General features: G+C 61.3%; 23 protein-coding genes and 1 pseudogene. 15 read left to right on the forward strand and 9 right to left on the reverse strand.

Annotated features, from left to right (window positions below; all coding sequences use genetic code 11):
• Window positions 1-56 precede the first annotated feature (56 nt).
• From AC3WTM_RS22380 to fabI, 7 genes are all read left to right on the forward strand, one after another.
• Window positions 57-1,487, forward strand: coding sequence for a transglycosylase SLT domain-containing protein (locus AC3WTM_RS22380; RefSeq protein WP_102672003.1), 1,431 nt, complete (start codon window positions 57-59; stop codon window positions 1,485-1,487).
• Between the two features lie 210 nt (window positions 1,488-1,697).
• Window positions 1,698-3,518: an extracellular solute-binding protein gene (locus AC3WTM_RS22385; RefSeq protein ID WP_371918614.1), complete on the forward strand. Its 1,821-nt coding sequence runs from the start codon at window positions 1,698-1,700 to the stop codon at window positions 3,516-3,518.
• On the forward strand, window positions 3,515-5,356 hold the full coding sequence (locus AC3WTM_RS22390) for an extracellular solute-binding protein (protein WP_102672006.1): 1,842 nt from the start codon (window positions 3,515-3,517) through the stop codon (window positions 5,354-5,356). The genes AC3WTM_RS22385 and AC3WTM_RS22390 overlap by 4 nt, the downstream gene beginning before the upstream one ends.
• 4 nt (window positions 5,357-5,360) lie before the next feature.
• Complete coding sequence (locus tag AC3WTM_RS22395) at window positions 5,361-6,434, forward strand: microcin C ABC transporter permease YejB (RefSeq protein ID WP_007979116.1); 1,074 nt, start codon at window positions 5,361-5,363, stop codon at window positions 6,432-6,434.
• A 1-nt stretch (window position 6,435) separates the two neighbouring features.
• Entirely contained in the window at window positions 6,436-7,455 is a 1,020-nt protein-coding gene (locus AC3WTM_RS22400) for an ABC transporter permease (RefSeq protein ID WP_046037209.1), read from the forward strand.
• Between the two features lies 1 nt (window position 7,456).
• A complete protein-coding gene (locus tag AC3WTM_RS22405; RefSeq protein ID WP_102672007.1) occupies window positions 7,457-9,067 on the forward strand; it encodes an ABC transporter ATP-binding protein in 1,611 nt (536 codons plus the stop codon).
• A gap of 19 nt (window positions 9,068-9,086) precedes the next feature.
• Entirely contained in the window at window positions 9,087-9,881 is a 795-nt protein-coding gene (gene fabI, locus AC3WTM_RS22410; protein WP_102672008.1) for an enoyl-ACP reductase FabI, read from the forward strand.
• 183 nt (window positions 9,882-10,064) lie between these two features.
• On the opposite strand, the gene AC3WTM_RS22415 is transcribed toward fabI, so the two are convergent.
• Window positions 10,065-10,925, reverse strand: a complete 861-nt coding sequence (locus tag AC3WTM_RS22415; RefSeq protein ID WP_102672009.1) for a LysR family transcriptional regulator — start codon at window positions 10,923-10,925, stop codon at window positions 10,065-10,067.
• 112 nt (window positions 10,926-11,037) lie between these two features.
• On the opposite strand from AC3WTM_RS22415, the gene AC3WTM_RS22420 reads away from it, so the two are divergent.
• Window positions 11,038-11,463 (forward strand): VOC family protein, encoded by a 426-nt coding sequence (locus AC3WTM_RS22420; RefSeq protein WP_102672010.1) that lies wholly within the window; start codon window positions 11,038-11,040, stop codon window positions 11,461-11,463.
• A gap of 117 nt (window positions 11,464-11,580) precedes the next feature.
• Here the strand turns inward: AC3WTM_RS22420 and AC3WTM_RS22425 are convergent, their stop codons facing one another.
• The 6 genes and pseudogenes from AC3WTM_RS22425 to AC3WTM_RS22450 all read right to left on the reverse strand — a co-directional run bounded on the left by AC3WTM_RS22425 (window position 11,581) and on the right by AC3WTM_RS22450 (window position 16,784).
• Window positions 11,581-12,162, reverse strand: a complete 582-nt coding sequence (locus AC3WTM_RS22425) for a GGDEF domain-containing protein (protein WP_102672011.1) — start codon at window positions 12,160-12,162, stop codon at window positions 11,581-11,583.
• A 92-nt stretch (window positions 12,163-12,254) separates the two neighbouring features.
• Window positions 12,255-12,500, reverse strand: a pseudogene (locus tag AC3WTM_RS22430) (hypothetical protein); the annotation flags it as partial.
• A gap of 1 nt (window position 12,501) precedes the next feature.
• Entirely contained in the window at window positions 12,502-14,670 is a 2,169-nt protein-coding gene (locus tag AC3WTM_RS22435; RefSeq protein ID WP_102672013.1) for a xanthine dehydrogenase family protein molybdopterin-binding subunit, read from the reverse strand.
• A gap of 25 nt (window positions 14,671-14,695) precedes the next feature.
• Window positions 14,696-15,151, reverse strand: coding sequence for a (2Fe-2S)-binding protein (locus tag AC3WTM_RS22440; RefSeq protein ID WP_102672014.1), 456 nt, complete (start codon window positions 15,149-15,151; stop codon window positions 14,696-14,698).
• Between the two features lie 230 nt (window positions 15,152-15,381).
• Complete coding sequence (locus tag AC3WTM_RS22445; RefSeq protein ID WP_102672015.1) at window positions 15,382-16,536, reverse strand: NnrS family protein; 1,155 nt, start codon at window positions 16,534-16,536, stop codon at window positions 15,382-15,384.
• Complete coding sequence (locus AC3WTM_RS22450) at window positions 16,536-16,784, reverse strand: transmembrane sensor/regulator PpyR (RefSeq protein WP_102672016.1); 249 nt, start codon at window positions 16,782-16,784, stop codon at window positions 16,536-16,538. The genes AC3WTM_RS22445 and AC3WTM_RS22450 overlap by 1 nt, the downstream gene beginning before the upstream one ends.
• A 291-nt stretch (window positions 16,785-17,075) precedes the next feature.
• Between AC3WTM_RS22450 and AC3WTM_RS22455 the strand changes: the two genes are divergently transcribed.
• From AC3WTM_RS22455 to AC3WTM_RS22475, 5 genes are all read left to right on the forward strand, one after another.
• Window positions 17,076-17,600, forward strand: a complete 525-nt coding sequence (locus tag AC3WTM_RS22455) for a sigma-70 family RNA polymerase sigma factor (protein ID WP_102672017.1) — start codon at window positions 17,076-17,078, stop codon at window positions 17,598-17,600.
• Window positions 17,597-18,580 (forward strand): FecR domain-containing protein, encoded by a 984-nt coding sequence (locus AC3WTM_RS22460; RefSeq protein WP_102672018.1) that lies wholly within the window; start codon window positions 17,597-17,599, stop codon window positions 18,578-18,580. Before AC3WTM_RS22455 ends, AC3WTM_RS22460 begins: the two co-directional genes overlap by 4 nt.
• A 99-nt stretch (window positions 18,581-18,679) precedes the next feature.
• Complete coding sequence (locus AC3WTM_RS22465; RefSeq protein ID WP_102672019.1) at window positions 18,680-21,169, forward strand: TonB-dependent siderophore receptor; 2,490 nt, start codon at window positions 18,680-18,682, stop codon at window positions 21,167-21,169.
• 103 nt (window positions 21,170-21,272) lie between these two features.
• The gene (locus AC3WTM_RS22470; protein ID WP_102672020.1) at window positions 21,273-21,776 is read left to right on the forward strand and encodes a VOC family protein; all 504 of its coding nucleotides are present in this window, start codon (window positions 21,273-21,275) and stop codon (window positions 21,774-21,776) included.
• Window positions 21,777-21,809: 33 nt separating this feature from the next.
• A complete protein-coding gene (locus tag AC3WTM_RS22475; RefSeq protein ID WP_102672021.1) occupies window positions 21,810-22,643 on the forward strand; it encodes a helix-turn-helix transcriptional regulator in 834 nt (277 codons plus the stop codon).
• Between the two features lie 17 nt (window positions 22,644-22,660).
• On the opposite strand, the gene AC3WTM_RS22480 is transcribed toward AC3WTM_RS22475, so the two are convergent.
• Complete coding sequence (locus AC3WTM_RS22480; RefSeq protein ID WP_102672022.1) at window positions 22,661-23,248, reverse strand: LysE family translocator; 588 nt, start codon at window positions 23,246-23,248, stop codon at window positions 22,661-22,663.
• A 91-nt stretch (window positions 23,249-23,339) separates the two neighbouring features.
• A complete protein-coding gene (locus AC3WTM_RS22485) occupies window positions 23,340-24,671 on the reverse strand; it encodes an aminotransferase-like domain-containing protein (protein WP_102672023.1) in 1,332 nt (443 codons plus the stop codon).
• Between the two features lie 89 nt (window positions 24,672-24,760).
• On the opposite strand from AC3WTM_RS22485, the gene AC3WTM_RS22490 reads away from it, so the two are divergent.
• Together AC3WTM_RS22490 and AC3WTM_RS22495 are read left to right on the forward strand one after the other, a co-directional pair.
• On the forward strand, window positions 24,761-25,657 hold the full coding sequence (locus AC3WTM_RS22490) for a DMT family transporter (protein WP_102672024.1): 897 nt from the start codon (window positions 24,761-24,763) through the stop codon (window positions 25,655-25,657).
• Window positions 25,658-25,748: 91 nt separating this feature from the next.
• Window positions 25,749-26,369, forward strand: a complete 621-nt coding sequence (locus AC3WTM_RS22495) for a LysE family translocator (protein WP_102672025.1) — start codon at window positions 25,749-25,751, stop codon at window positions 26,367-26,369.
• Window positions 26,370-26,404 lie beyond the last annotated feature (35 nt).

Below are 26,404 nucleotides of genomic sequence, written 5' to 3' on the forward strand. Positions count from 1 at the left end.
CAGGGTGCGCTTCCTAGAATCGCCCGACATTTTTGCCCGGAACTTACTTCCAGCCAATGTCGTCACCTATTCGCAAAGCCATCAGTTCAGACGCATTGACCCGCTTGGCTCAAGCCATTGCGGTGGCTGTGTCCGCCACCCTGGCGGGCTGTTCCAGCCATGCGCCGCAGACCGATGCGGCGCACACGCAGAACATCGCCGCGCGCGCCAAGCAGAAGCCGATCTGGCTCAGCGAAAAACCCAGCCCGCAAATCCCCCAGGACGTCTGGGAGCGCATGCGCCAAGGCTTCCAGCTGCAAGACGGGCTGGGCGTCAACCCGCGCATCGAGCAACAGCGCCTGTGGTTCGCCAGTAATCCATCTTTCCTCGAAAACGCCGGCGAACGTGGCAGCCTCTACATTCACTACATCGTCGAACGCCTTGAAGAACGCAACATGCCGCTGGAACTGGCCCTGCTGCCAGTGATTGAAAGCGCCTACAACCCGATGGCCTATTCTCGGGCCAACGCGGTGGGTCTTTGGCAGTTCATCCCGTCCACCGGGCGTTACTTCAACCTGCGTCAAACCCGCTTCTATGATGGCCGTCGCGACATCACCGCGTCGACCACTGCCGCACTGGATTACCTGACCCGCCTGCACGACATGTTCAACGGCGACTGGATGCTGGCCCTGGCGGCCTACAACGCCGGCGAAGGCACCGTCAGCCGGGCCATTGAGCGCAACGAACGCCTCGGCCTGCCGACCGACTACTGGAACCTGCCGCTACCCGCCGAAACCCAGGCCTATGTGCCAAAGTTGCTGGCACTGTCACAGGTGGTGATGGCGCCGGAAGCCTACGGCGTGAACCTCAATCCGATCGCCAACGAGCCCTACTTCCAGGTCGTCGAAATCAACCAGCGCATGGACCTGTCCAAGGTTGCTGAAGTTGCCAACATCGACGAAGACGAACTGTTCCAGCTCAACCCGGCCTTCAAGCAGCGCACCACCCTCGATGGCCCGCAGCACCTGCTGGTGCCGACCTCCAAGGCACAATTGCTGACCAGCAGCCTGCAGACCATGCGTCCTGAAGAACTGATCAGCAAGAAATCACTCAAGCCGGTCTTCGAAGGTGCCGACGACAGCCAGGTCGCCAGCGTCAAGCGCTCCTATCGGGTCAAGCGGGGTGACAACCTCGGTTCCATCGCCAAGGCCAACAACGTTGACGTGAAGGACCTGCAACGCTGGAACAAACTGAGCGGCAAGAACATCAAGCCCGGCCAGACCCTGGTCATGCAGGACAACAGCAAACGCAACTCAGGGCGCGTCAACACCGTGATTGCAGCCAATACCAAAAAGCAGCAGGCCAAGTACAAGGTCCAGCAAGGCGACTCGTTGTACATCGTGGCCAAGCGCTTCAACGTAGAGATGCAGCACCTCAAGCGCTGGAACCCGCGTGTCGGCCAGGCGCTCAAGCCTGGTCAGATGTTGACGGTGGCCAATCCGCACTAACTGCAGGAGCGAGCCTGCTCGCGAAAAACCCAAGGGCACCGAGTTGATTCAGGTGCCCCGCGTCATCATTGACCACCATCGTGAGCAAGCTCGCTCCTACAGGATTGCGATCGCCCGGATCCCCCGTCTTTTTCCTGTCCATACAAGCTGTTACTGTACCGTCCACAAAGCCCAAGCCGCCTGGATCGGATTCCCTATTTGAAGCGTCCCCTGCCCCTGCTCCTGATCAGCCTGGCCTTGAGCTCCACCGCAAGCGCGACGATCAGCGAAAGCCATGGTTATGCGCAGTTCGGCACGCTCAAGTACCCGGCCCGATTTACCCACTTCGACTGGGTCAACCCGCAAGCGCCCAAGGGCGGTACTTTGCGGGTGATGGCGTTTGGCACCTTCGACACGCTCAACCCCTACACCTTCAAGGGCACCAGCCCGGTCACCACGCCGAGTTTCCTGCAATACGGCATCAACGAGCTCAACGAACCGCTGATGGTCGGCACGGGGCAGTACGCACCTTCCGGTGACGAGCCCGCGTCCAGCTACGGCTTGATTGCCCAGTCGGTGGAGTTCAACGAGAACCGCAGCTGGGTGGTGTTCAACCTGCGTCCCGAGGCACGCTTCCATGACGGCACGCCGATCACCGCCTACGACGTCGCGTTCTCCTATCGCGTGTTGCTCAAGGAAGGCCATCCGCTGTACCGCACCAGCCTTCAGGAAGTGTCGCGGGTCGACATCCTCAACCCGCAGCGCATCCGTTTCGTGTTCAAGCGTGCCGGCAATCCGCTGCTGATCCTGCGCCTGGGTGAAATGCCGGTGCTGGCGCAGCACTACTGGAAAGACCGCGACTTCAAGGCCACCACTTTCGAGCCGCCGCTGGGCAGCGGGCCGTATCGCGTCACCTCGGCTACACCAGGACGGCAGATCGTCTTCGAACGGGTCAAGGACTACTGGGGCAAGGACCTGCCGGTCAATCGCGGCAAATACAACTTCGACCGCATGGAAGTCGAGTTCTACCGCGACAGCGTCGTAGCGTTCGAGGCGTTCAAGGCCGGTGAATTCGACATCTATATCGAGCACCAGGCGAAGAACTGGGACACCGGCTACAACTTCCCCGCCGTACGCCGTGGCGAGGTGATCAGGGCGCAGATTCCCCATCAGATCCCGACCCAGACCCAGGGCCTGTTCATGAACAGCCGCCGTCCGGCTTTCTCGGACACCAAGGTCCGTGAAGCGCTGGGGCTGATGTTCAACTTTGAATGGACCAACCGCTCGCTATTCGGCGGTGCCTACCAACGCGCCATGAGCTATTACCCCAACAGCGAGTTCTCGGCCAGCGGTTTGCCGGTCGGACATGAATGGCTACTGCTCAAGCCCTATCGCGAGCAACTGCCGGCCAGGCTCTTTACCGAACCGTTCAGCCTGCCGCAGACCGATGGCCGCGGCATCCCCCGGGAGACCCTGCGCAAAGCCCTCGGCCTGCTCGCCGAAGCCGGCTGGAAGCTCAATGGCCAGCGCCTGCAAAACACCGCCGGGCAGCCGCTGCGCCTAGAACTGTTGCTGGTCAACCCGAACCTGGAACGCATCCTCCAACCTTACGTCGAGAACCTGGCCAGCATCGGTATCGACGCGCGGCTGCGCACGGTCGATCGCGCGCAATACAAGCAGCGCCTCGACCAGTTCGATTTCGACATGATTCTGATGACCCTCAACCAGACGCTCAGCCCGGGTCTGGAACAATGGCAGTACTTTCACTCCAGCCAGGCCGGGGTCAAGGGCAGCAAGAACTACGCCGGCATTGCCAACCCGGTGGTCGACCATTTGCTCGAACAGTTGCTGGCCGCCCGGACCCGCGATGAACAGGTCGCCGCCGGCAAGGCCCTTGACCGCGTGCTGCTGTGGCAGCACTACATCGTTCCCAACTGGTACCTCAATTATCACCGTCTGGGGTACCGCAACCGGCTCGCCTTTGTCACCACGCCGCCCTACACCCTGGGCCTGAACGCGTGGTGGCTGAAATCTTCGGAGAAAGATCAATGAAACCCATCCGTGCCCTGCTCCTGCAGGCCAGCGGTCTGCTGTTCGCCGGGCTGGCCTGCGCCGCCCCGCAACATGCCGTGACCCTGTATAACGAACCGCCGAAATACCCGGCCGATTTCAAACACTTCGACTACGTCAACCCGGACGCGCCCAAGGGCGGAATTTTCCGCCAGGCCGGTTTCGGCGGCTTCGACAGCCTTAACCCCTTCATCAGCAAAGGCGTGCCAGCGGACGATATCGGCATGATCTACGACACCCTGGCCAAGCAAGGCCTGGACGAGCCGTTCACCGAGTACGGCTTGATCGCCCGCCTGATCGAGAAAGCCCCGGACAATGCCTGGGTGCGCTTCTACCTGCGCCCCGAAGCACGTTTCCATGACGGCCATGCGGTACGCGCAGAGGACGTGGTGTTCAGCTTCCAGATGCTGACCAAGGACGGCGCGCCGATGTACCGCGGCTACTACAGCGATGTGGCCGAAGTGATCGCCGAAGACCCGCTCACCGTACTGTTCAAGTTCAAGCACACCAACAACCGCGAGTTGCCGCTGATCCTCGGCCAGTTGCCGGTGCTGCCCAAGCACTGGTGGGCCGACCGCGACTTCAACAAGGGCAACCTGGAAATCCCGCTGGGCAGTGGCCCGTACAAGGTCAGCGAAGTGAAGGCCGGACGCTCTGTGCGTTACGAGCGAGTCAAGGACTACTGGGGCAAGGACCTGCCGGTCAATCGCGGTTTCTACAACTTCGACGTGATGACCACCGACTACTACCGCGACAACACCGTGGCCCTGGAAGCGCTAAAGGTCGGGCAGTTCGACTACTGGCTGGAAATGACCGCGAAGAACTGGGCCAACGCCTACAACATTGCGGCGGTCACCGAAGGTCGACTGGTCAAGGAACAGATTCCCAACGGAAATCCCACTGGCATGCAAGGGTTCGTGTTCAATATGCGCCGCCCGGTGTTCCAGGATGTGCGGGTGCGCCAGGCCTTGTCGCTATTGCTGGATTTCGAATGGACCAACAAGCAACTGTTTAACGGCGCCTACGCGCGTACCCGCAGTTATTTCGAGAACTCGGAAATGGCCGCCACCGGCCTGCCCGATGCCGATCAGGTGGCGATCCTCGAACCGTTCCGTAGCAAGCTGACGCCACAGGTGTTCAGCGAAGCCTTCCAGAACCCGACCACCGACGGCAGCGGCATGATCCGCGCCCAGCAACGGCAAGCCTATCAATTGCTGCAGGAGGCCGGCTGGCGCATCGTCGATGACAAGATGGTCGACGCCACTGGCAAACCGGTGGTCATCGAGTTTCTGTTGGCCCAGACCGAATTCGAACGGGTGCTGCTGCCGTTCAAACGCAACCTGAGCGACCTGGGCATCGACCTGGTGATCCGCCGGGTCGACGTCTCGCAGTACATCAACCGCGTGCGTTCCCGGGACTTCGACATGATCGTCGGCAGCTTCCCGCAGTCCAACTCGCCGGGTAACGAACAACGGGAATTCTGGATGTCGGACGCCGCCGACAAGCCCGGCAGCCGCAACTCCATGGGGCTGAAGGATCCGGTGGTCGATCAACTGGTCGAGCAACTGATCAACGCCGATTCGCGCAACAGCCTGGTGGCCCACGCCCGCGCGCTGGACCGAGTTCTGCAATGGGGCTATTACGTAATACCCAACTGGCACATCAAGACCTGGCGCGTGGCGTACTGGAACCACATCGGCCATCCCAAGGTCTCGCCTAAATACGATATCGGCACGGCCACCTGGTGGGTCAAGCCGGACATCAAGCCGGCAATAGAAGTCGAAACCACACTGCAGGCCGACCCTGCGGGCACGGAGTAATCAGATGCTGGCGTACATATTTCGGCGACTGTTGCTCATCATTCCGACCCTGTTCGGCATTCTGCTGATCAACTTCGTGATCATCCAGGCGGCCCCCGGTGGCCCGGTGGAGCAGATGATCGCCAAGCTCGAAGGCTTCGAGGGCGCCACCAGCCGCATCGCCGGCGGTGGCGCCGAAGTCTCGGTGGCAGGCTCGGCCTATCGCGGCGCCCAGGGCCTGGACCCGGCGCTGATCAAGGAAATCGAACACATGTACGGTTTCGACAAATCGGCGCCGGAACGCTTGTGGATCATGGTCAAGAACTATGCGTCCCTGGATTTCGGCGACAGCTTCTTCCGCGACGCCAAGGTCATCGACCTGATCAAGGAAAAAATGCCGGTGTCGATCTCACTCGGGCTGTGGAGCACGCTGATCATGTACCTGGTGTCGATCCCGCTGGGGATCGCCAAGGCCACGCGGCACGGCAGCCACTTCGACGTCTGGACCAGTTCGGCGATCATTGTCGGCTACGCGATCCCGGCGTTCCTGTTCGCCATCCTGTTGATCGTGGTGTTCGCCGGCGGCAGTTACCTGGACTGGTTCCCCTTGCGCGGGCTGACCTCGAACAACTTCGATGAACTGAGCATGGGCGGCAAGATCCTCGACTACTTCTGGCACCTGGCGCTGCCGGTGACCGCGCTGGTCATCGGCAACTTCGCAACCATGACGCTGCTGACCAAAAACAGCTTCCTCGACGAGATCAACAAGCAATACGTGATCACCGCCAGGGCCAAGGGCCTGACCAACCACCGCGTGCTGTACGGCCACGTGTTCCGCAACGCCATGCTGCTGGTGATCGCCGGGTTTCCTTCGGCCTTCATCGGCATCTTCTTCACCGGCTCGTTGCTGGTGGAGGTGATCTTCTCCCTCGACGGTCTCGGCCTGATGAGTTTCGAAGCGGCGATCAACCGCGATTACCCGGTGGTATTCGGCACGCTGTTCATCTTCACCCTGCTCGGGCTGGTGGTGAAGCTGATCGGCGACCTCACCTATACCTTTGTCGATCCGCGCATCGACTTCGAAAGCCGGGAGCATTGAGATGAACCTGTCCCCTCTCAATCGCCGCCGCTTCGAACTGTTCAAGGCCAACAAGCGTGGCTGGTGGTCGCTGTGGCTGTTCCTGATCCTGTTCGGCGCAAGCCTGGGTGCCGAGTTGATCGCCAACGACAAGCCGCTGGTGGTGCACTACGACAACAACTGGTACTTCCCGGCGCTCAAACGCTACCCGGAAACCACCTTCGGCGGCGAATTTCCGCTTGAAGCCAACTACAAGAGCCCGTACATCCGCGAACTGCTCAAGGCCAAGGACGCCTGGGTGCTGTGGGCGCCGATCCCCTACAGCTACCAGAGCATCAACTACGACCTGAAAGTCCCGGCCCCCGCTCCGCCCTCGGCGGACAACCTGCTGGGCACCGACGATCAGGGCCGCGACGTGCTGGCCCGGGTGATCTACGGTTTCCGCATTTCGGTGCTGTTCGCCCTGACCCTGACCGTGCTCAGCTCGATCATCGGCGTGATCGCCGGGGCCTTGCAGGGTTTCTACGGCGGCTGGGTGGATCTGGCCGGACAGCGTTTCCTGGAGATCTGGTCCGGATTGCCGGTGCTGTACCTGTTGATCATCCTTGCCAGTTTCGTCCAGCCCAACTTCTGGTGGTTGCTGGGGATCATGCTGCTGTTCTCTTGGATGAGCCTGGTCGACGTGGTGCGCGCCGAGTTCCTGCGCGGGCGCAACCTGGAATACGTACGCGCCGCCCGTGCCCTGGGCATGCAGAACGGCGCGATCATGTTCCGTCACATCCTGCCCAACGCGATGGTCTCGACCATGACCTTCATGCCGTTCATCCTCACCGGCGCCATCGGTACGCTGACCGCACTGGACTTCCTCGGCTTCGGCTTGCCGGCGGGCAGCCCGTCCCTGGGGGAACTGGTGGCCCAGGGCAAATCCAACCTGCAGGCGCCGTGGCTGGGCATCAGCGCCTTTGCGGTGCTGGCCTTGATGTTGAGTCTGCTGGTGTTCATCGGCGAGTCCGCTCGCGATGCCTTCGACCCGAGGAAGTGAAATGAATCAGGACAATCTGATCGAAGTGCGCGACCTGTCCGTCGAGTTTGTTGTCGGCAATCGTTGCCAGCGGGCAGTCGAAGGCATCAGCTTCGACATCAAGCGCGGCGAAACCCTGGCCCTGGTCGGCGAGAGCGGCTCCGGCAAATCGGTCACCGCACACTCGATCCTGCGCCTGCTGCCCTACCCGCTCGCCCGGCACCCGTCCGGCACCATCTTGTATTCCGGGCAGAACCTGCTGGACCTGAAAGAAAAAACCATCCGCCACATTCGTGGCAACCGGATTGCGATGATCTTCCAGGAGCCGATGACCTCCCTCAATCCCCTGCACTCGATCGAGAAGCAGATCAACGAAGTGCTGGGCATCCACAAGGGCCTGACTGGCAAGGTTGCGACCAAACGCACCCTGGAGCTGCTGGAAATGGTCGGCATCCCCGAGCCGCACAAACGACTCAAGGCCCTGCCCCACGAATTGTCCGGCGGCCAACGTCAGCGGGTGATGATCGCCATGGCCCTGGCCAACGAGCCGGAACTGCTGATCGCCGACGAGCCGACCACCGCGCTGGACGTGACCGTTCAGCTGAAAATCCTCGAATTGCTCAAGGAATTGCAGGCCCGATTGGGCATGGCCCTGCTGCTGATCAGCCACGATTTGAACCTTGTGCGAAGAATTGCGCATCGCGTATGTGTCATGCAGCAAGGTTGCATCGTCGAACAGGCATCGTGCGAAGAACTGTTCCGCGCGCCGCAGCATCCGTACACTCGGGAACTGCTGGCAGCGGAGCCCGGCGGCAAGCCTGCAAGCAACGTGATCGGCCCGCCCTTGCTGGCGGTCGAGGACCTCAAAGTCTGGTTTCCGATCAAGAAAGGCTTGCTCAAGCGCACGGTGGATTACGTCAAGGCGGTCGACGGCATCAATTTCAGCCTGCCCCAGGGTCAGACCCTGGGGATAGTGGGAGAAAGCGGTTCCGGCAAATCGACCCTGGGCCTGGCAATTTTGCGGTTGATCGCCAGCAAGGGTGCCATCCGCTTTGAAGGCCAGCAGCTAGACTGCCTGACGCAGCAACAGGTCAGGCCGCTGCGACGGGAGATGCAAGTGGTGTTTCAGGACCCGTTCGGCAGCCTGAGCCCGCGGATGTGCGTGAGCCAGATCGTTGGCGAGGGCCTGCGGATCCACAGGATGGGCACCGAGGCGGAACAGGAACAAGCGATCATTGCGGCACTCAAGGAGGTAGGTCTGGATCCGGAAACCCGGCACCGCTACCCCCACGAATTTTCCGGCGGGCAACGGCAGAGAATCGCCATTGCCCGGGCATTGGTGTTAAAACCGGCGTTGATTTTGCTGGACGAGCCGACTTCGGCCCTCGACCGCACGGTACAACGCCAGGTAGTGGAGCTTTTGCGTTCACTGCAAACCAAGTACAACCTGACGTATCTGTTTATCAGCCATGACCTGGCTGTGGTGAAAGCGCTGAGCCACCAGTTGATGGTGGTCAAGCATGGCCAAGTGGTCGAACAGGGAGACGCGCAAAGCATTTTTGCCGCCCCCCAACATCCGTATACACAGCAGTTGCTGGAAGCCGCTTTTTTGGCTCCGGCCACTGCGCAATAACCTGAAAGAGGAGCAACACATGGGTTTTCTCGCCGGTAAGCGCGTACTGATCGTCGGTGTCGCCAGCAAGCTGTCCATCGCATCCGGCATCGCTGCCGCCATGCATCGCGAGGGCGCTGAGCTTGCCTTCACTTATCAGAACGACAAACTCAAGGGTCGTGTCGAAGAGTTCGCACAAGGCTGGGGTTCGAGCCCTGAACTGTGCTTCCCGTGCGACGTGGCCAGCGATGAAGAAATCGCCAAGGTCTTCGAAGATCTGAGCAAGAAGTGGGATGGCCTGGACTGCATCGTGCACTCCGTAGGCTTCGCCCCGGGCGACCAACTGGACGGTGACTTCACCGAAGCCACCACTCGTGAAGGTTTCCGCATCTCTCACGACATCAGCGCCTACAGCTTCGTGGCCCTGGCCAAGGCTGGCCGCGAAATGATGAAAGGCCGCAACGGCAGCCTGCTGACCCTGTCGTACCTGGGCGCCGAGCGCACCATGCCGAACTACAACGTTATGGGCATGGCCAAGGCTTCTCTGGAAGCGGGCGTACGTTATCTGGCCGGCTCCCTGGGCCCGGAAGGCACTCGCGTCAACTGTGTATCGGCAGGTCCGATCCGCACCCTCGCCGCTTCCGGCATCAAGAACTTCCGCAAGATGCTGGCCGCCAACGAAGCGCAAACCCCGCTGCGCCGCAACGTCACCATCGAAGAAGTTGGCAACGCCGGCGCCTTCCTGTGCTCGGACCTGGCGTCCGGCATCAGCGGTGAAATCATGTACGTGGACGGTGGCTTCAACACCACGGCCATGGGCAGCATCGAAGAGTAATCTTCGGTCAGCCAAAAAAACCCGCCGCTTTTGGCGGGTTTTTTATGCCTGTGATTTCCCCGGGCGATGCAGTCCACCCGTAGGAGCGAGCTTGCTCGCGAAAAAACCGGGCACGCCGCGCTCATCCAGACTAAATGCGTTGTCGTTAACGACCTTCGCGAGCAAGCTCGCTCCTACAGAGGGTCAGTGTTGTGTCAGGCACTTCGCGAACAACCGCTGAATCGGCTGATTGCGCTGGCTGTAGCGCTGCAACAGCACGATCTCGCGGTAGAAGGTCAATTCACCCAGCCGAATCACCCTGACCTTCGCCCCATGCTCCAGCCACAGTCCCGCCTCCGGCAACAACGAAACCCCCAACCCACACTCGACCATTTTGACAATGGCCTCCAGTTCATCCAGCTCCAGCGCCACGTGCACCTCGATCTGTCGTTCGCGCAGAAACCGTGTCACCAGCCGCCCGCCAAACGAATTGCGGTCGTAGCGCACATGAGGGTACTCGGCGAGCAGTTGCAACGGATCATCGCCGTCCAGCTCCGCCGGTACGATCAGCACGAACGGTTCCCGGCGAATGACCTGCGCAGACAACTCCTTTGGCAACTCAAACGGCGGCTTGATCAGGATCGCCAGGTCCACTTCTCCCGTGTCGACCTGACTCAGCAGGTTCAGTGACACACCGGGTACCAGCTTGGGCTCCAGCAAAGGCGCCTGTTGGCGCAAGCGCACCAGCGCCTGGGGCAGCAGCCCGGTCTGAGCGGTCGCCACTGCGCCGATTCTCAGTTCGCCTCGATACTCACTCACATCGTCGCTGACGGCCATGCGGCTGAAGGTCTCGAGCATTTCCCTGGCCATCGGCAACGCACGCTGCCCCGCCGCGTTGAGCAGCGCCTGGCGGCCGGTGCGGTCGAACAGTCGGATGCCAAGGGCTTGTTCCAGCTTGCGAATCTGTGCGCTGACCGCCGATTGCGTCAGACCGATGTGCATACCCGCTGCGGCGAACGTGCCGTAACGCGCCACCGCGATAAAGGTTTTCAGTTCGCGCAGCATGGCGGCCTCGATTGATCGAAATAATTTGAGCTCGATGCGAAAATTATCGTCTTTCAATCAAAAAGCACAGGGCTAAACTCGACACATTCCCACCCACACCGAGGTTCGCCTGATGCAACTGTCCCCTTTTCACCTGGCCATTCCGGTCTACGACTTGCCGGCCGCCCGACATTTCTATGGTTCAGTATTTGGCCTGGAAGAAGGCCGCTCAAGCGATCAATGGGTGGATTTCAATTTTTTCGGCCATCAACTGGTGATTCACCTGGCGCCGAAAAATCCCACGCAAGAAGCCGCGCACACCAACGCCGTGGATGGTCACGATGTGCCGGTGCCGCATTTTGGCGTGGTGCTCGGAATGGCCGAGTGGGAGGCGCTGGCCAAGCGGCTGAAGTCGCTGGAGACACGCTTCGTGATCGAACCGGGGATTCGTTTTCAGGGGCTGGTGGGTGAGCAGGCGACGATGTTTCTGTTTGATCCTTGCGGGAATGCGCTAGAGTTCAAGGCATTCAAGGATATTGGGCAGTTGTTTGCCAAGTAGACGTTGCCTGTCAGGACGCTATCGCGAGCAAGCTCGCTCCCACAGTGGATTTGTGGCGTTCATAAATCCTGTGGGAGCGAGCCTGCTCGTGAAGAGGCCCGCTAATGCAACACCGCCCTAACGGCACATCACACGCTCGGCCTCCTCCAGCAGTTCCTCGATTGAGTCATGAACAGTGGGGTTATATTCGACCTGAGTAACGCTGAACCGAATGTCATAGCTACGGTGCGCCGTGGCGTTGCGCTCATCGAGCATCTCATTGAGTCGCACCTTGATAGCCGCAATCTCAACGGCACTCGACCCAGTCAGCAGCGCCACAAACCGGTCGCCTTCGAGTCGGCCGACCACATCGTTTTCACGAAAGCCGATACGCAAGACATCGGCGAACGTCTTGAGCGCATCGTCACCTTTGGCCCGGCCATACAGATAGCAGATGAGCTTGAATTCATCGAGACTGAGGTACAGCAGTGTCGCCGGCGTCTCCAGTTGTCGGCAGGCGTCCAGCCCGAGTTGGGCCAACGCGGTGAAACCATGGCGATTGGACAGCAGCGTCAGCTCGTCCATGCTCGCCATCTGCACCCCTGCCAGTTCTTGTTCGGACTGGCGAGCCAGTTCGCGCAACCGTTCACGTTCTTGCTGTGGCGTGCGCAACGGGTTGGCTGATCGGCCCGATTTGCCTGTTTTGCCTGAGATCAACATCGTTCACTCCCTTGGCAGGTATGTACGTTAGAGTCGCCCGTACCCACATTGACTCCCTGTAAGCGTGCCGCTGGTCAGCTACCTGCCACCGGGCACGGTCCTCCCGCATCGGCCCAGCGCTTGAACCGGGCGACGAAAATATCGTGGGGCAAGCCGGCATCGAATTGCAGCGGCGAATCCCCAGGTATGTGACAGTTCTGGCAACGAGGGCTCTGGAAGACCTTCTGCACGGTGTCGAACGCCTGCAAGGCCTCGCGGTCATCAGCTAACACGTGCGATGCGTAGGCGATGAGACAGACCAGGATCACCGCCCCAAGCAACCAGTGATGTCGTTTCACCTCACACCCCCGCCAGCTGCAAGGGCAGCTCCCGCAGGCGCTGCCCGGTCAGGGCAAACACCGCGTTGGCTACCGCTGGCGCCACGGGTGGCACACCGGCTTCGCCGATACCACCGGGTTTGTCGCTGCTGGGCACGATATGCACTTCGACCACCGGCATTTCGTTGAGTCGCAGCACCTGATAGTCGTGATAGTTGGACTGCACCACCTGCCCGTCCTTGAGTGTCAGCTTGCTGTGCAAGGCGAAGCTGAGGCCAAAGGTAATGCACGACTCCATCTGCGCGGCGATGCTCTGGGGGTTTACCGCAATGCCGCAATCCACTGCGCACACCACCCGGTGCACGCGGATGGCGAGGTTGTCCTGGGACACCTCGGCCACCTGGGCCACGTAGCTGCCGAACGACTCATGCACCGCCACCCCCAGGGCATGGCCGTCCGGCAGTGGCGCTTTCCAGTTGGTCTTCTGCACCGCGAGGTTCAGCACACCGAGATGGCGCGGATGGTCCTTGAGCAAGGTGCGCCGATACTCCACCGGATCCTTGCCGGCCGCCGTGGCCAGCTCATCGATCAGCGACTCCATGACAAACGCGGTGTGGGTGTGACCCACCGAACGCAACCACAACACGCTGATGCCGGTTGTCGGTGAGTGCAGTTCGATCTGGTGATTGGCCAGTCCTTCGATGTAAGGGCTATCGACCACGCCTTCGACGGAGGTCTTGTCGATCCCGTCCTTGACCATGGTCGCTTCAAGTGAGGTCCCGGCCATGATCGACTGCCCGACCATCACATGCTTCCAGGCCAGTGGCAGGCCGTCAGCGCCCAGCCCGATACGCGCATGGTGCAGGAACGCCGAGCGGTAATAGCCGCCGCGGATGTCGTCCTCCCGCGCCCACACGGTTTTCACCGGTGCACCGGCAGCCTTGGCGACATACACCGCTTCGCTGACGAAATCCGACGTCGGATTGGCCCGGCGCCCGAAGCCGCCACCGAGAAACTCGGTATGGATCACTACCTGTTCGGGATTGAGCCCGGTGATTTTCCCGGCGACCATTTGGTCCAGGGTCTGGAACTGGGTGCCAGTCCAGATTTCGCATTTATCCTTGGTGATGCTCACCGTGCAGTTCAGTGGCTCCATCGGCGCGTGTGCCAGGTAAGGCACGCTGTATTCAACGTCGATCTTCTTGGCCGCTTTCGCCAGAGCAGCCTGGGTATCCCCCGCCTGGCCTGCGTTCAGGCCGGGGGTGGTGGCGAGTTTGCGGAAGTTCTCCAGCAACGCCTGGCTGTCGAGCCCGGCGTTCGGCCCCGGATTCCACTCGATTTTCAGCGCATCGCGCCCCAGCTTCGCCGCCCAAAAATGATCGGCAATCACTGCGATGCCGGTCGGCACTTGCACCACTTTGTGCACACCCGGAATCGCCAGCGCTTCGGCGCCTTCAAAGGATTTGACGCTGCCGCCGAAGGTGGGCGAACGGGCGACCATCGCAGTCATCAGCCCGTCAAACTGCACGTCCATGCCGAACTTCGCCCGGCCGGTGATTTTTTCCGGAGTGTCCAGACGCTGGGTGGGTTTGCCGATCAGCCTCCAGTCCTTTGCGTCCTTGAGTTTGATCGAGGCCGGGTCTGGCCGTGGCAATTGCCCGGCCTCATCGGCCAGTTCGCCGTAGGCAGCACGGTGCTCACCGGCTATGACCACCCCCGATTCGGTATGAATTCCGGACGGCGCGACGTTGAAACGCTTGGCCGCTGCGTCGATCAACATCAAGCGCGCCGCCGCGCCGGCCTGACGATAGCGGTCGAACTCCATCCAGGTCGAGGTCGAGCCACCGGTAATTTGCATCCCGCCAAAACCAGGCAGGCCGTAATCGGCGGCAGAAGCCGGTGCATGCTCGACGCGGATCTTCGTCCAGTCGGCGTCCAGCTCTTCGGCGATCAGCATGGTCAGGCCGGTCCAGATACCCTGGCCCATTTCCGAGTGCCCCAGCAGTACGGTGACACTGTTGTCGTTGCCAATACGCAGGAAGGCATTAGGCGCAAAAACGTTGCCCTGGTTTTCCGCGCCCATGGCGAAACGGTGGGCAGCGGGCATGGCAAACGCGACCACCAGCCCGCCGCCCAGCATGGCACTGCCCTTGAGAAAACCACGGCGCGATAACGCGTTGATGCTGTTCATGGCGCAAGCTCCCTTCACCCCGGCCTCAACCCAGCTCGGCGGCGCGTTTGACCGCCGCGCGGATCCTCGGGTAAGTGCCGCAACGGCAGATGTTCCCGGACAGCGCCTGATCGATGTCGCTGTCGGTCGGTTTCGGAATTTTCGCCAGCAATGCGGCCGCCGACATGATCTGCCCGGACTGACAGTACCCACACTGGACCACGTCAAGTTCCGCCCAGGCCTGTTGGACCGGGTGCGAACCATCCGCGGAAAGGCCTTCAATGGTGAGAATCTTTTGCCCATGGGCCACGGCCGTGACCGGTGTGATGCACGAGCGCAGCGGTGCGCCATCAACGTGCACGGTGCAGGCCCCGCATTGGGCGATACCGCAGCCGAATTTGGTGCCGGTGAGGTGGGCGACATCGCGCAAGACCCAGAGCAGCGGCATGTCGGCAGGGACATCCAGCTCCTGATCCTGGCCATTGATGTTCAGGGTCAGCATGGCGCGGTTCCTCAGACTCAGGGTGATCTGAAGGGGCGTCGCTGCGGCCTTGTAAAACCTGCGCGCGCCTCGGGTTACCCTTCAGCTAAGCGCAATTTTGCCGGCAGGCCGAGGCGCATCGACCACCGGTCACTTGCAGGAGCGAGCTTGCTCGCGAAAAACGTCAGTACAACGCGGTCATTCAGACAGGGCGCGTTATCGTTGACGTCCGTCGCGAGCAAGCTTCGCTCCTACACCCTCGGCTTGAACAAAATACCGATGTAACGCGACAGAAACAGCCCGAATGCCATACACCAAAGCAGCGCCGACAGTCCCAATCCCCACCCGGAAAACGGCACCAGCAACACCCGTGACACACCCGCCACCAGCACCAGGGCAAATCCCACAACGATTACTTTCGAGGGCCGCAACGGCCGCCCGGTGTGCCCCAGGCTGACCCGCGCGATCATCGCCAGAACCAACCCGCCGATGCCGCCGACGGCCAGCGAATGGGTGGCCAGGCTTTGCTGCGGCATCCAGCCCAGGTGCCACAGCGCCATGGCCAGCGTCGCCACCGCGAGCCAGGTGTAAGCCAGATAAAGCGACCACAGCAGCGGCACGCGCCACAGACCGCGATCATGCCAGCGCCACAATCGCAGCAGATGCAAACCGCTGATCAACGCAAACAACAGCGCCAGCCACACACGTGGGGCGTCATTCAAACCGGCGGCAAAAGACACCGCCGCCAGCATCGCGCTGATCAGCAACACCTTGCCCGGCAACGGATGAGCCGCAGGCGTTGCGGGACGGTTCAAGCCGCGCTGGATGAAGAACGGAATCACCCGCCCGCCGATCACGCTCATCAGCGCGCCCACCAGCCACAAAGCCGCCAGCACACCATGCCGCTGCAGATTCACGTCTTCATTGAAAATACCCAGCAACGTCAGCGCCTGACAGCCTGCCAACAACGTGACCATCAGTAAAACCGGATAATTTTCCCGCTTGCCGGCGGCGATCAAATCCCGTCCCAGCACACACGCCAGCAGCGGCAGAAAGGGCACTTGCAAGGCCAGCAACAGGATGGCGGGCATCGGCATCAACCAGGCCAGCCGAGCGATCAGCCATACCAGCACCAGCCCGATCAGCGGCCACCCATTGAGTCCTGGCCGGCCGGTCCAGTTAGGTACCGCCGTCAACAGAAACCCGGCAATGATCGCCGCGGTAAAACCGAACGGCATTTCATGGCGATGCCAGGCGAGCATGCCACCCGTCGGTTGTGCGCCGGGGAGTCGACCGTACAACCACAACGCCCAGACCGCCACCGCGATGGCCGCGAACCCGGCACCCGCCAGAAAAAACGGGCGAAAGCCGAGGGAGAAAACAGGTGCAGCAGCGATTCCACGCATCACGCCACCACTCTGGCCGGAGTTTGGCTCAGCCCGTACTGCGACAGCAGCCGCATGACATAGCCGATTTTCAGCAGGGTCGGGCCGAGGATGGTCATGGCGTGCATCGACACCAGGGCGACAATCGACAGGTGCCCTGCATAGAGATAGGCGCCGTAGACTCCGGCGAGCAACATGACCAGGCCAACACCGAGTACGCGATTGGAGAGATGCAGAACGTTTTGAGGGTTGCTGAAGAAATGGGGCATTTTCCGTACGCCTGTAGCCGCTCAGTTGTAAGTTTGATGTTTCATGTTCCGTGCCAGCTCATGAGCCCTTGTAAACCGGCACCTCCAGATCAACGCAGTCAATTTGACTCAAACCCGATACTGTCATAATGACAACACAAAGAGTCATTACGACAACAACGTCCTCCAGACACGGTTCAATCAACCTAAAAGCAAACCAATATCATTTGCACAGACATGGACCATTTGCTTTAATCGCGATCAATTCTTATTTACATAGAGGCGCGAACCGCCCATGGACATGCGCTCACGATGACGGTTGCCGATTCCTCCTGCGTCCAGACCCTCTACGCCACGCATCACCGCTGGTTGCACGCGTTGCTGCGCCGGCGTCTGAACAACGCGTTTGATGCTGCCGACCTGGCCCATGACACCTTCATCCGTGTGCTCAAGCGCCCTCAGGTGTTCTACGACGAAACCCACGAACGTTCGTATCTGGCGACCATCGCCCGAGGCTTGTGTATCGATCACTGGCGTCGTCGGCAACTTGAACAGGCCTGGCTGGACACCCTCGCAGCGCAGCCCCAAGCCGTTCACCCTTCGCCAGAGCAGCGGGCGATCATCGTCGAAACCCTGTATGAAGTGGACGCCATGTTGCAACGCTTGCCCCAACGGGTACGTGATGCGTTCGTGTTGGCTCAGTTGCAGGGGTTGCCCTACCGCGCCATCGCCGAAGAAATCGGCGTGTGTGAGCGCATGGTGAAGAAGTACCTGGCCCAGGCATTGATGCATTGCGCCATGCTCGAAGCAGAACTCGATGGCCTGCTGATTCAATGACACAGACCGCATCGAACGCCATCAGCCACGCCAGTCTCGAACAAGCTGCGCAATGGTATGTCCAACTCAACGACCAACAGGCCGGGGAACAAGAGCGCCAGCACTGGCAAGCCTGGCTGACGCGAAGTAGCGAGCATCAGGCTGCCTGGCATTATGTCGAGCGGGTTGGCCAGCGCTTTGCCGCCTTGCAGAACGATCATCCGCAAGCAGTCAGCCATGTACTGCGCAACACCGGGCGTGCCGCCATCAGTCGCCGCCACACCGTGAAGGGTTTGCTGGTTCTGGTGTCGGGAGGTTTGCTGGGGTGGAGTGCCTGGGAGGAAACCGCCCAGGCGCCCACCCTGGTTCGCTGGCGCGCCGACCTCTCCACCGGCACCGGCGAAACCCGCGAAACCCGGCTCAGCGATGGTAGCCAGATCTGGCTCAATGCGTTGAGCGCGCTGAATGTTCGGTTCGACAGCACACAACGACTGCTGCTGTTGCGGCTTGGGGAGGTGTTGATCGATACCGCCAAAGACAGCCACCGCCCGCTGCTGGTGCACACCGCCCAGGGCCGGATGCGCGCGCTGGGCACGCACTTCAGTGTGCGCCAGGAGGATCGGCAGACAGTGCTCAACGTCTACGAAGGCGCCGTTGAAGTCCGGACTGCCCAAGGCCAGGTTCAGGTGGTGGAAGCGGGACGCCAAGTGACATTCAGCGAAAACCACATACTGACACCGACCGCCGCCACGGCGACACGTGAAGCCTGGCGCCGTGGCCTGTTGCTGGCAGACAATCTGCCGTTGGGCCAATTGCTCCAGGAGCTGAGCCAATACCGTCACGGGCATCTGGGCTGCGACCCGTCGGTAGCCGGGCTGCCGGTCATGGGTTCGTTCCCGCTCAAGGACACTGATCAGGCCTTGCGCCTGCTGGAAGCGGCATTGCCGGTACGGGTGCAGAAGCCGCTGGACTGGTGGGTCAACGTCGGCCCAAAAGCCTGATGACGGTTTTTTCTGTCGCGCCGGTTCCCTTTTGCCTTTTTCGTCCGGTTAACCCTTCAAGCACCTCGATTGCCGATTGATCCGACTCCCGGGAACCCCATGTCGCGCGCCACCGTTACCCGCAACCGCTTCGCCTTGCATCCGCTGATGCTGGCTCTGGCGGTTGTCTTGCCGGGCCTGGACGTGTCGCGGACTCAAGCCGCCCCCCTCGTCAACAGCGAACAACCCGGCAGCCAGGCACGCCATTACACCATCGCTGCCGGATCGCTGGTGAGCGTCCTCAACCGCTTTGCCGAACAGGCCGGGATTTTTCTCGCCGGACACAATGACCTCGCGGCCGGCAAAAGCAGCCCTGGTCTTGACGGTGTCTACAGCCAGCAGCAAGCGTTGCAACGACTGCTGCAAGGCAGTGGCCTGCAAGCGCAACGCCAGGGCACCGGCAGCTACGTGCTGCAGGCCACAGCCGTGACACAAGATGCACTGGAACTGGGGGCGACGAACATTTCCGGGCAGGCACCCGGGACGATCAGCGAAGACTCCCGCGCCTACACCGTCGGCTCGACGCCTTCAGCCACTGGTCTGCCGCTGTCCCTGCGCGAAACGCCGCAATCGGTCACGGTCATCACCCGCCAACTCATGGATGACCAGGGGGCCACCAGCATCGTCGATGTCCTGCGCCGCACTCCTGGTATCAGCGTACAAAACTACGACAGCGAACGCTGGGAATTTTCCAGTCGAGGCTTGCCAATCACCAATTTCCAGTACGACGGCGTCAACACCGACTATGACGGCGTCTACGACTACGGCACCTCGAGCACCGACATGGCACCCTACGACCGCGTTGAGATCATCAAAGGCGCGACCGGCCTGATGACCGGGGCAGGTGATCCCTCGGCAACCGTCAATCTGATTCGCAAGCGCCCGACCCCGGTATTCAAAGCCTCGGTCACCGGCACCGTCGGCTCCTGGGACAACTATCGCAGCGAAGGCGATATTTCCGGCCCGCTGAGTGCCAGCGCAAATGTCCGCGGGCGCCTGATCGGGGTCCACCAGGACCGTAGCGCCTACGCCGATCACTACCGCAACACCAAGGACATCGCCTACGGCATTGTCGAAGCCGACATGACCCCGGACACCCTTGTCACCGTCGGTATCGACCAGCAAGACACCCGTTCCCGGGGCGCCAGCTGGACCGGTTTTCCGATGTACTACAGCGACGGCTCGCGCACCGATTTCTCCCGGTCCTTCAACCCGGCCACCGACTGGAGCCGTCGCGACTTCACCAACCAGACGGTGTTCGCCTCCGTGCAGCAGCAACTGGCCAACGATTGGGCACTCAAGGTCAGTTACGACCGCAAACACCGCCAGCACGATACCTTCCTCGCCTCCGCCAGTGGCGGCAACCCGGACCCGGTCAGCGGTAACGGCATGTTCATGTATATGGGCAAGTTCGAGGGCGATCAGGTTCAGGACAACATCGACGTCAACCTGACCGGTCCATTCACCCTATGGGGTGGCGATCACGAACTGATCGTCGGTTTCATGTCAATGAACACGCGCCAGGACATCCCGGTGTACGGTTCGGTGTACCCGCCAGTGGACGGCAGCATCTTCGACTGGCGCGGCGAGTTTGCGAAACCCGGGATCCCACGGGTGGGCACCGACGACATTGTCCAGCGCCAGACCGGTGCCTACCTGGCCACCCGGCTCAAGCCCGTCGATGACCTGGCGCTGATCCTCGGTACGCGTGTCAGCGACTTCTCGGGGCACGACGACCTGGATTACAGCGACCCGCACACCGCCGACCTGCGCGACAGCTATCGCCAGAGCGGTGTCGTCACGCCTTATGCCGGGCTTGTCTATGATTTCGACGACACCTGGTCGGTGTACACCAGCTACACCAGCATCTATCAGCCGCAAATGAGCAAGGACGCCAACCGGCGACTGCTCGATCCGGTACAAGGCAAAAGTCTTGAAGCGGGCATCAAGGCTGAATACTTCGATGGGCGCCTGAACGCCAGGTTCGCCCTGTACCGCATCGAACAGGACAACATCGCCGAGTATGTCAGCGGCGTTGATACCGAGTCGGTGTACCGCGCCGTCCAGGGCGCCACCACCAAAGGCTTCGAGATCGAACTGGCCGGCGAGTTACGGGACGGCTGGAACCTGTCGGCCGGCTACACCTATAACCACACCCGCGATGCCAAGGGTGATTACGTCTACGGTTCGGTGCTGCAAACCACTGCACCGGAACAGGTGGTGCGAGTATTCAGCACCTACCGCCTGCCTGGCCCCTGGGACAGGCTCACCGTCGGTGCAGGCGTGAACTGGCAAAGCGAATTCTTTGGCAATGTGTTCCGTCCCGACCCCGCCGATACGGTGAACTTCGGTCAGTACACGACGATCACCCAGCCCGGTTACGCCCTGGTGGACGCGATGGCGCACTATCGCTTCAACGAGCACGTGAGCACCACACTGAACGTGAAGAACCTGTTCGATAAAACCTACTACACCGGGCTTGGCAACTTTGGCACCGGGTTTTATGGCGAACCGCGCGCCGTACAACTGACCACCCGATGGGCGTTCTGATCGTGGCCTGAGACGGGTGTTTGGCGATCTACGGCACTGCCGAACGAACCCAGGATGGCTACGCTGTAATCCAGCATGCATAACCTGACGAGGAGCGCCCGCCATGCAACGTGTACAAAAACTCACGCCCTGCCTGTGGTTCGACGATCAGGCCGAAGAGGCGGCCAAGTTCTATTGTTCGATCTTCGATCATTCGAAAATCACGGCCATTACCCATTACGGCCACGCCGGTTTCGAATTCCACGGTCGGCCCGAAGGTTCGGTCATGACCGTCAGCTTCGAGCTCGACGGACAGAGCTTCACCGGCCTCAACGGCGGGCCGTTGTTCAAGTTCAGTGAAGCGGTTTCATTTCAGGTCAATTGCCTGAGCCAGGAAGAAGTCGATCATTACTGGGGCAACCTGTCGGCCGGCGGCGCTCCCGAGGCCCAGCAATGCGGCTGGCTCAAGGACAAGTTCGGGCTGTCATGGCAGATCGTCCCCGTTGCGATGATGGACATGATCAAAGACCCGGACACGAAAAAATCCCAACGAGCCATGCAGGCGATGATGCAGATGAAAAAACTCGATATCGCCGAACTGCAACGAGCCTTTGACGGCGAGAGCTAATACACTCGGGCACTGACCTGCCGAGGAGCGAGCATGAAGCACGCCGTTGCCAAGAACGCCGACAAGGCCCCGCGCTTCTGGCGCGATGATGCCCTGCCTTTCATCGAAGCCCGCGCCATCGCCGACGGGCGCGAAGTCTGCTACACACGGCATACCCACGAGCACTTTTCCATCGGAGCGATCACCGCCGGGCGCAGCACCTATCTCCATGAGCAGTCGGCGTTCGAGGTCAGCGTCGGCACTGTCGTGCTGATGAACCCCGGTGACGTCCACGCCTGCAACCCGATCGAAGACCAACCCTGGTCGTACCTGATGCTGTACGTCGATACGCCGTGGCTGACCGATTTGCAGCATCAGCTCGGGTTCAGCGATGACGCGGCGTTTCGCCGCTTTTCAGTGACCCATACCCGGGACGCCAACCTGTTTGCCGGCCTCGCGGGCTTGTATGAAGTACTGGTCGATCCACAGCAGGACGTGCTGCGCAAACACAGCGTGGCCGTGGAGTTCTTTACCGAGGTTCAGCTCCGGTTCAACCCGGTCGATCAGCCGCTGCGCGAACCCAATTTCAAGCTGGAGCGTGCTGCCGATTACATCCGCGACCACTGCACGCAAACCCTGAAGCTCGAAGACATATGCGAGGCGGCGCAACTGTCACCGTCCTACCTGATCCGCGCCTTCAAACAGCATTACGGCATGACGCCCCACGCGTTCCTGGTGAACCGACGCATCCAGTTCGCCCAGGATCAATTGCGCAGCGGCAAGCTGATTGCGGACGTGGCACTGGAAGCGGGGTTCGCCGATCAGGCGCATTTTCAACGGGCATTCAAACAGCACCTGGCGGCGACACCGGGGCAGTATCGAGGGTGAATATCCAGTAACTGCCGTTACGGCAGCAACAGGTACACCGCGCTCACCACCAGCAACAACGCCATGGTGCGATTGAACAGGCGCATGCCGGCCGGATTGTGTAAAAAGCCGCTGAGAAATGTCCCGGCATACGCCCAGCAGCCGACCGACGCATAACAGATCACCAGGTAGATCGCGGCGAATTGCCAAACCAGGCGTGCCTCGCCATCGGCGACAAACGCGCCCATGCCGGCCACGCAGGCCAGCCAGGCTTTCGGGTTGAGCCATTGCATGATGGCGCCATACAGCATCGACGGCGCCTGCGCCGATTCGCTGGCTTGCACCTGCCCATTGTCGGCCGCCAGCTTGAAGGCCATGTACAACAGAAACGCCACGCCTGCCCATTGCACCCCCTGCGTCAGTGCCGGCCATCGTTGCAACAACTCATGCAGCCCCAACCCCATCAGCACCAACAGCAAAACAAACCCCAGGGTGGCCCCGGCCACGTGACGCTGGCTGGCCCGGAAGCCAAACCGCGCGCCGGAACTCAACGCCACAATGTTGACCGGCCCCGGCGTGATGGACGCGACCAGCGCAAACGCTGCCATGGACATCATCAGACTCATTGCACACCTTCTTCCATCGAGTTGAACAAGGCCCTCAAGGTAAAGCGCCGACCGGCTCGCGTATTGAAGAAAACTGCCCTGCCCGGCCTCGCTATGAGTAATAACCGACGACGTTTTTCACTTTTCTCAAGGCAATGCGCAACGACTCCATGTCCACCGAACCCAACGCCAGGCGTATCGCGTGCGGCACGTGGGCCGAAATCGCAAAAGGCTCGGCCGGCGACACCGACACCTGCTCGCGCATCAGTGCCATGGCGATCTGGTCGGCCCGGGCGTCCTCTGCCAACGGCAGCCAGATGAAGTAGGAATTGGGGTGACTGATGGTCCTGAGCCCCGCCAGCATCTCGCGGGCCAGGGCTTGCCGGGCCCGGGCGTCTGCACGTTTTTGCGATTCCAGTTGGCTGACGGTGCCATCATCGAGCCAGGCCGTGGCGATGGCGGTCATCACGCCAGGAGTGTTCCAGGTGGTCGCCATGATCGTGCGCTCGAAGGCGGCGACCCATTGCGCCGGTGCGGCAATGAAACCGACGCGCAACCCGGTGGCGACATTCTTCGACAGACCGGACACGTACACCGTTCTCTCAGGCGCCAGCTCGGCCAGTGGCGGCGGTACGTTTTCGGCCAGGAACGCATAGGCGGCGTCCTCGATGATCGTCAGGTCATGCCGGCGCGCTATCGCCACCAGTTGCTGGCGCTGACCGACGTCCATCACCCAGCCCAAAGGGTTGTGCAGGGTCGGCATCGAGTACAGCGCCCGTACCGATCGGCTGCGACAGAGTTTTTCCAGTGCGGGCAGATCAGGCCCGGTATCCGTGACCGGAATGGGCAAGACTTCCAGATGCAGGGTTTCGGCCAGCGTCTTGAAACCGGGATAGGTCAGCGCATCGGCGGCGATCACATCACCAGGCTTGAGCAGCGACATCATCGCCACCGCCAGGCCATGCTGGGCGCCGCTGACGATCAACACTTGCTCGGCTGGCAAGCTCAGCCCGCGTTCAACCAGATGGCGCGCGACCGAGGCCCGTTCGTGCAGGCGTCCCGCGTGAGGCTGATAGCGCAGGAGGGATTCAAGGTCCCCGGACAACGCCAGTTGACGCAAGGCAGTGCGCAACAGGTCGGCCTGACCGGGCAATGACGGGTAGTTGAAATTCAGGTCGATCATCCCCGCCGCCACCACGTGCTGCGAGATGCCCTGCCCCGGCGGCAGCGAGGTCTCCCTGACAAAGGTCCCGCGTCCGGCTTCGCCGCTGACCAGACCCATACCCTCCAGCTCGGCATACACCCGGCTGGCGGTGACCAGCGCCATACCGTGCTCGGTTGCCAGTTGCCGGTGAGTCGGCAGGCGCGTACCGGGCGGCAGATGCCCGGAGCGGATGTCGGCGGCAAAGGTATCTACCAGGGTCTTGTAGCGGGATCGAGGCATGTCGAGATGTATCCATGACAATTTTTTGATTGTATCGATAGTCGCTCATAGGATGAGTTTCGTGCAATCAGACAATGAGCGTGAGCCAAATGGAACGGACCTCGAACCTGCAACCCCGGACGTTGGAAAACAGTACCAGCGGCTGGATCAACGGCCTGATCGGCGTGGTGATCTTCAGCGGCTCGCTGCCGGCGACACGGGTGGCGGTGCTGGAGTTTGACCCTGTGTTCCTGACGGTTGCGCGCGCGACCATCGCGGCGATCCTGGCGCTGTGCCTGCTGTGGTTATTCAAGGAAAAACGCCCGGCGCGCCAGCAACTGATTCCATTGATGATCGTCGCCCTGGGCGTGGTCATCGGCTTTCCCCTGTTGACCGCGCTGGCGCTGCAATACGTGACTTCCGCGCACTCCATTGTCTTTGTCGGCCTGCTGCCTCTGGCAACAGCGGTGTTTGGCGTTCTGCGCGGCGGCGAGCGGCCAAGGGCGGCGTTCTGGATTTTCTCGGTGCTGGGCAGCCTGCTGGTGGTCGGGTTTGCCCTGTCCCAAGGGCTGACCGCCTCCCCTCAAGGCGACATCCTGATGCTGCTGGCCATCCTCGCCTGCGGCCTGGGTTATGCCGAAGGCGCGAAACTGTCGCGCACCCTCGGTGGCTGGCAGGTGATTAGCTGGGCGCTGGTGCTGTCGCTGCCGATCATGGCCGTGCTCAGCTGGATGCGCATGCCGGCTTCGTTCACCGGCATCAGCACGCCGGCCTGGCTCAGCCTGGCTTACGTCTCGCTGTTCAGCATGCTGATCGGTTTCGTGTTCTGGTATCGCGGCCTGGCCCAAGGGGGCATCGCCGCCGTCGGGCAATTGCAGTTGCTTCAGCCGTTTTTCGGGCTGACCCTGGCCGCCACCCTGCTGCATGAGCATGTCAGCCTCGGCATGCTGGGTGTCACCGTCGCCGTGTTCCTCTGCGTCGCCGGGGCGAAAAAGTTCGCCAGATAACCCCGTGTACGGTGGTTTGCGCCAATGACTGTATGGGTCTGGCCAAGGGTGAGCCGTGATAAAAATAGCGCTGTTGCTACAGGAGCCCACCATGGATCTCGCCACCCTCACCCTGTTTCTGCCGGCCTGTTTTGCCCTCAATATGGCGCCAGGCCCCAACAACCTGTTGTCGGTCAGCAATTCGACCCGCTATGGCTACCGCACCGCGTGTGTGGCCGGCATCGGCCGGTTGCTGGCGTTCGCCGGGATGATTGCCCTGGCCTCGGCGGGGCTGGCGGTGGTGTTGCAAACCTCTGAGCTGCTGTTCTACGCCATCAAGATCCTTGGCGCGGCATACCTGTTCTACCTCGCCTGGCAATTGTGGCGCGCAGATCCGGGTGTAGAAAACGAGGTCACCTCAGCGCCCGTGGGCACGCTGGCGCTGGCCCGACAGGAATTCCTGGTCGCGGCCGGCAACCCCAAGGCCATCCTGATTTTCACCGCGTTCCTGCCGCAATTCGTCGACTCGACCCACGCCATTGCGCCGCAGTTCGTGGTGTTGGGCGCGCTGTTTCTGGTGCTGGAATGGGTCGCCATCGGCGCCTATGCCTACATGGGCCTGCACATGCGCCGCTGGTTCGCCAGGCCATCGGGCAAGCGGATGTTCAACCGCTGCTGCGCCGGGTTGTTGTCGGCGGCGGCTTCGGTACTTCTGATGGCCAGACGCAGCTGAAGCAGATATTTCCCCCATGTGGGAGCAGTGTTGAA

The organism is Pseudomonas sp. EU05-FHT14B02 (assembly GCF_058791055.1).

Coding starts and splice junctions, on each gene's coding strand:
- AC3WTM_RS22475 (WP_102672021.1), top strand. CDS start 21,810: ATGAAGCACGCCGTTGCCAAGAACGCCGACAAGGCCCCGCGCTTCTGG.
- fabI (WP_102672008.1), top strand. CDS start 9,087: ATGGGTTTTCTCGCCGGTAAGCGCGTACTGATCGTCGGTGTCGCCAGC.
- AC3WTM_RS22395 (WP_007979116.1), top strand. CDS start 5,361: ATGCTGGCGTACATATTTCGGCGACTGTTGCTCATCATTCCGACCCTG.
- AC3WTM_RS22445 (WP_102672015.1), bottom strand. CDS start 16,536: ATGCGTGGAATCGCTGCTGCACCTGTTTTCTCCCTCGGCTTTCGCCCG.
- AC3WTM_RS22455 (WP_102672017.1), top strand. CDS start 17,076: ATGACGGTTGCCGATTCCTCCTGCGTCCAGACCCTCTACGCCACGCAT.
- AC3WTM_RS22470 (WP_102672020.1), top strand. CDS start 21,273: ATGCAACGTGTACAAAAACTCACGCCCTGCCTGTGGTTCGACGATCAG.
- AC3WTM_RS22490 (WP_102672024.1), top strand. CDS start 24,761: ATGGAACGGACCTCGAACCTGCAACCCCGGACGTTGGAAAACAGTACC.
- AC3WTM_RS22405 (WP_102672007.1), top strand. CDS start 7,457: ATGAATCAGGACAATCTGATCGAAGTGCGCGACCTGTCCGTCGAGTTT.
- AC3WTM_RS22435 (WP_102672013.1), bottom strand. CDS start 14,670: ATGAACAGCATCAACGCGTTATCGCGCCGTGGTTTTCTCAAGGGCAGT.
- AC3WTM_RS22440 (WP_102672014.1), bottom strand. CDS start 15,151: ATGCTGACCCTGAACATCAATGGCCAGGATCAGGAGCTGGATGTCCCT.
- AC3WTM_RS22400 (WP_046037209.1), top strand. CDS start 6,436: ATGAACCTGTCCCCTCTCAATCGCCGCCGCTTCGAACTGTTCAAGGCC.
- AC3WTM_RS22460 (WP_102672018.1), top strand. CDS start 17,597: ATGACACAGACCGCATCGAACGCCATCAGCCACGCCAGTCTCGAACAA.
- AC3WTM_RS22450 (WP_102672016.1), bottom strand. CDS start 16,784: ATGCCCCATTTCTTCAGCAACCCTCAAAACGTTCTGCATCTCTCCAAT.
- AC3WTM_RS22415 (WP_102672009.1), bottom strand. CDS start 10,925: ATGCTGCGCGAACTGAAAACCTTTATCGCGGTGGCGCGTTACGGCACG.
- AC3WTM_RS22485 (WP_102672023.1), bottom strand. CDS start 24,671: ATGCCTCGATCCCGCTACAAGACCCTGGTAGATACCTTTGCCGCCGAC.
- AC3WTM_RS22420 (WP_102672010.1), top strand. CDS start 11,038: ATGCAACTGTCCCCTTTTCACCTGGCCATTCCGGTCTACGACTTGCCG.
- AC3WTM_RS22390 (WP_102672006.1), top strand. CDS start 3,515: ATGAAACCCATCCGTGCCCTGCTCCTGCAGGCCAGCGGTCTGCTGTTC.
- AC3WTM_RS22465 (WP_102672019.1), top strand. CDS start 18,680: ATGTCGCGCGCCACCGTTACCCGCAACCGCTTCGCCTTGCATCCGCTG.
- AC3WTM_RS22480 (WP_102672022.1), bottom strand. CDS start 23,248: ATGAGTCTGATGATGTCCATGGCAGCGTTTGCGCTGGTCGCGTCCATC.
- AC3WTM_RS22495 (WP_102672025.1), top strand. CDS start 25,749: ATGGATCTCGCCACCCTCACCCTGTTTCTGCCGGCCTGTTTTGCCCTC.
- AC3WTM_RS22425 (WP_102672011.1), bottom strand. CDS start 12,162: ATGTTGATCTCAGGCAAAACAGGCAAATCGGGCCGATCAGCCAACCCG.
- AC3WTM_RS22380 (WP_102672003.1), top strand. CDS start 57: ATGTCGTCACCTATTCGCAAAGCCATCAGTTCAGACGCATTGACCCGC.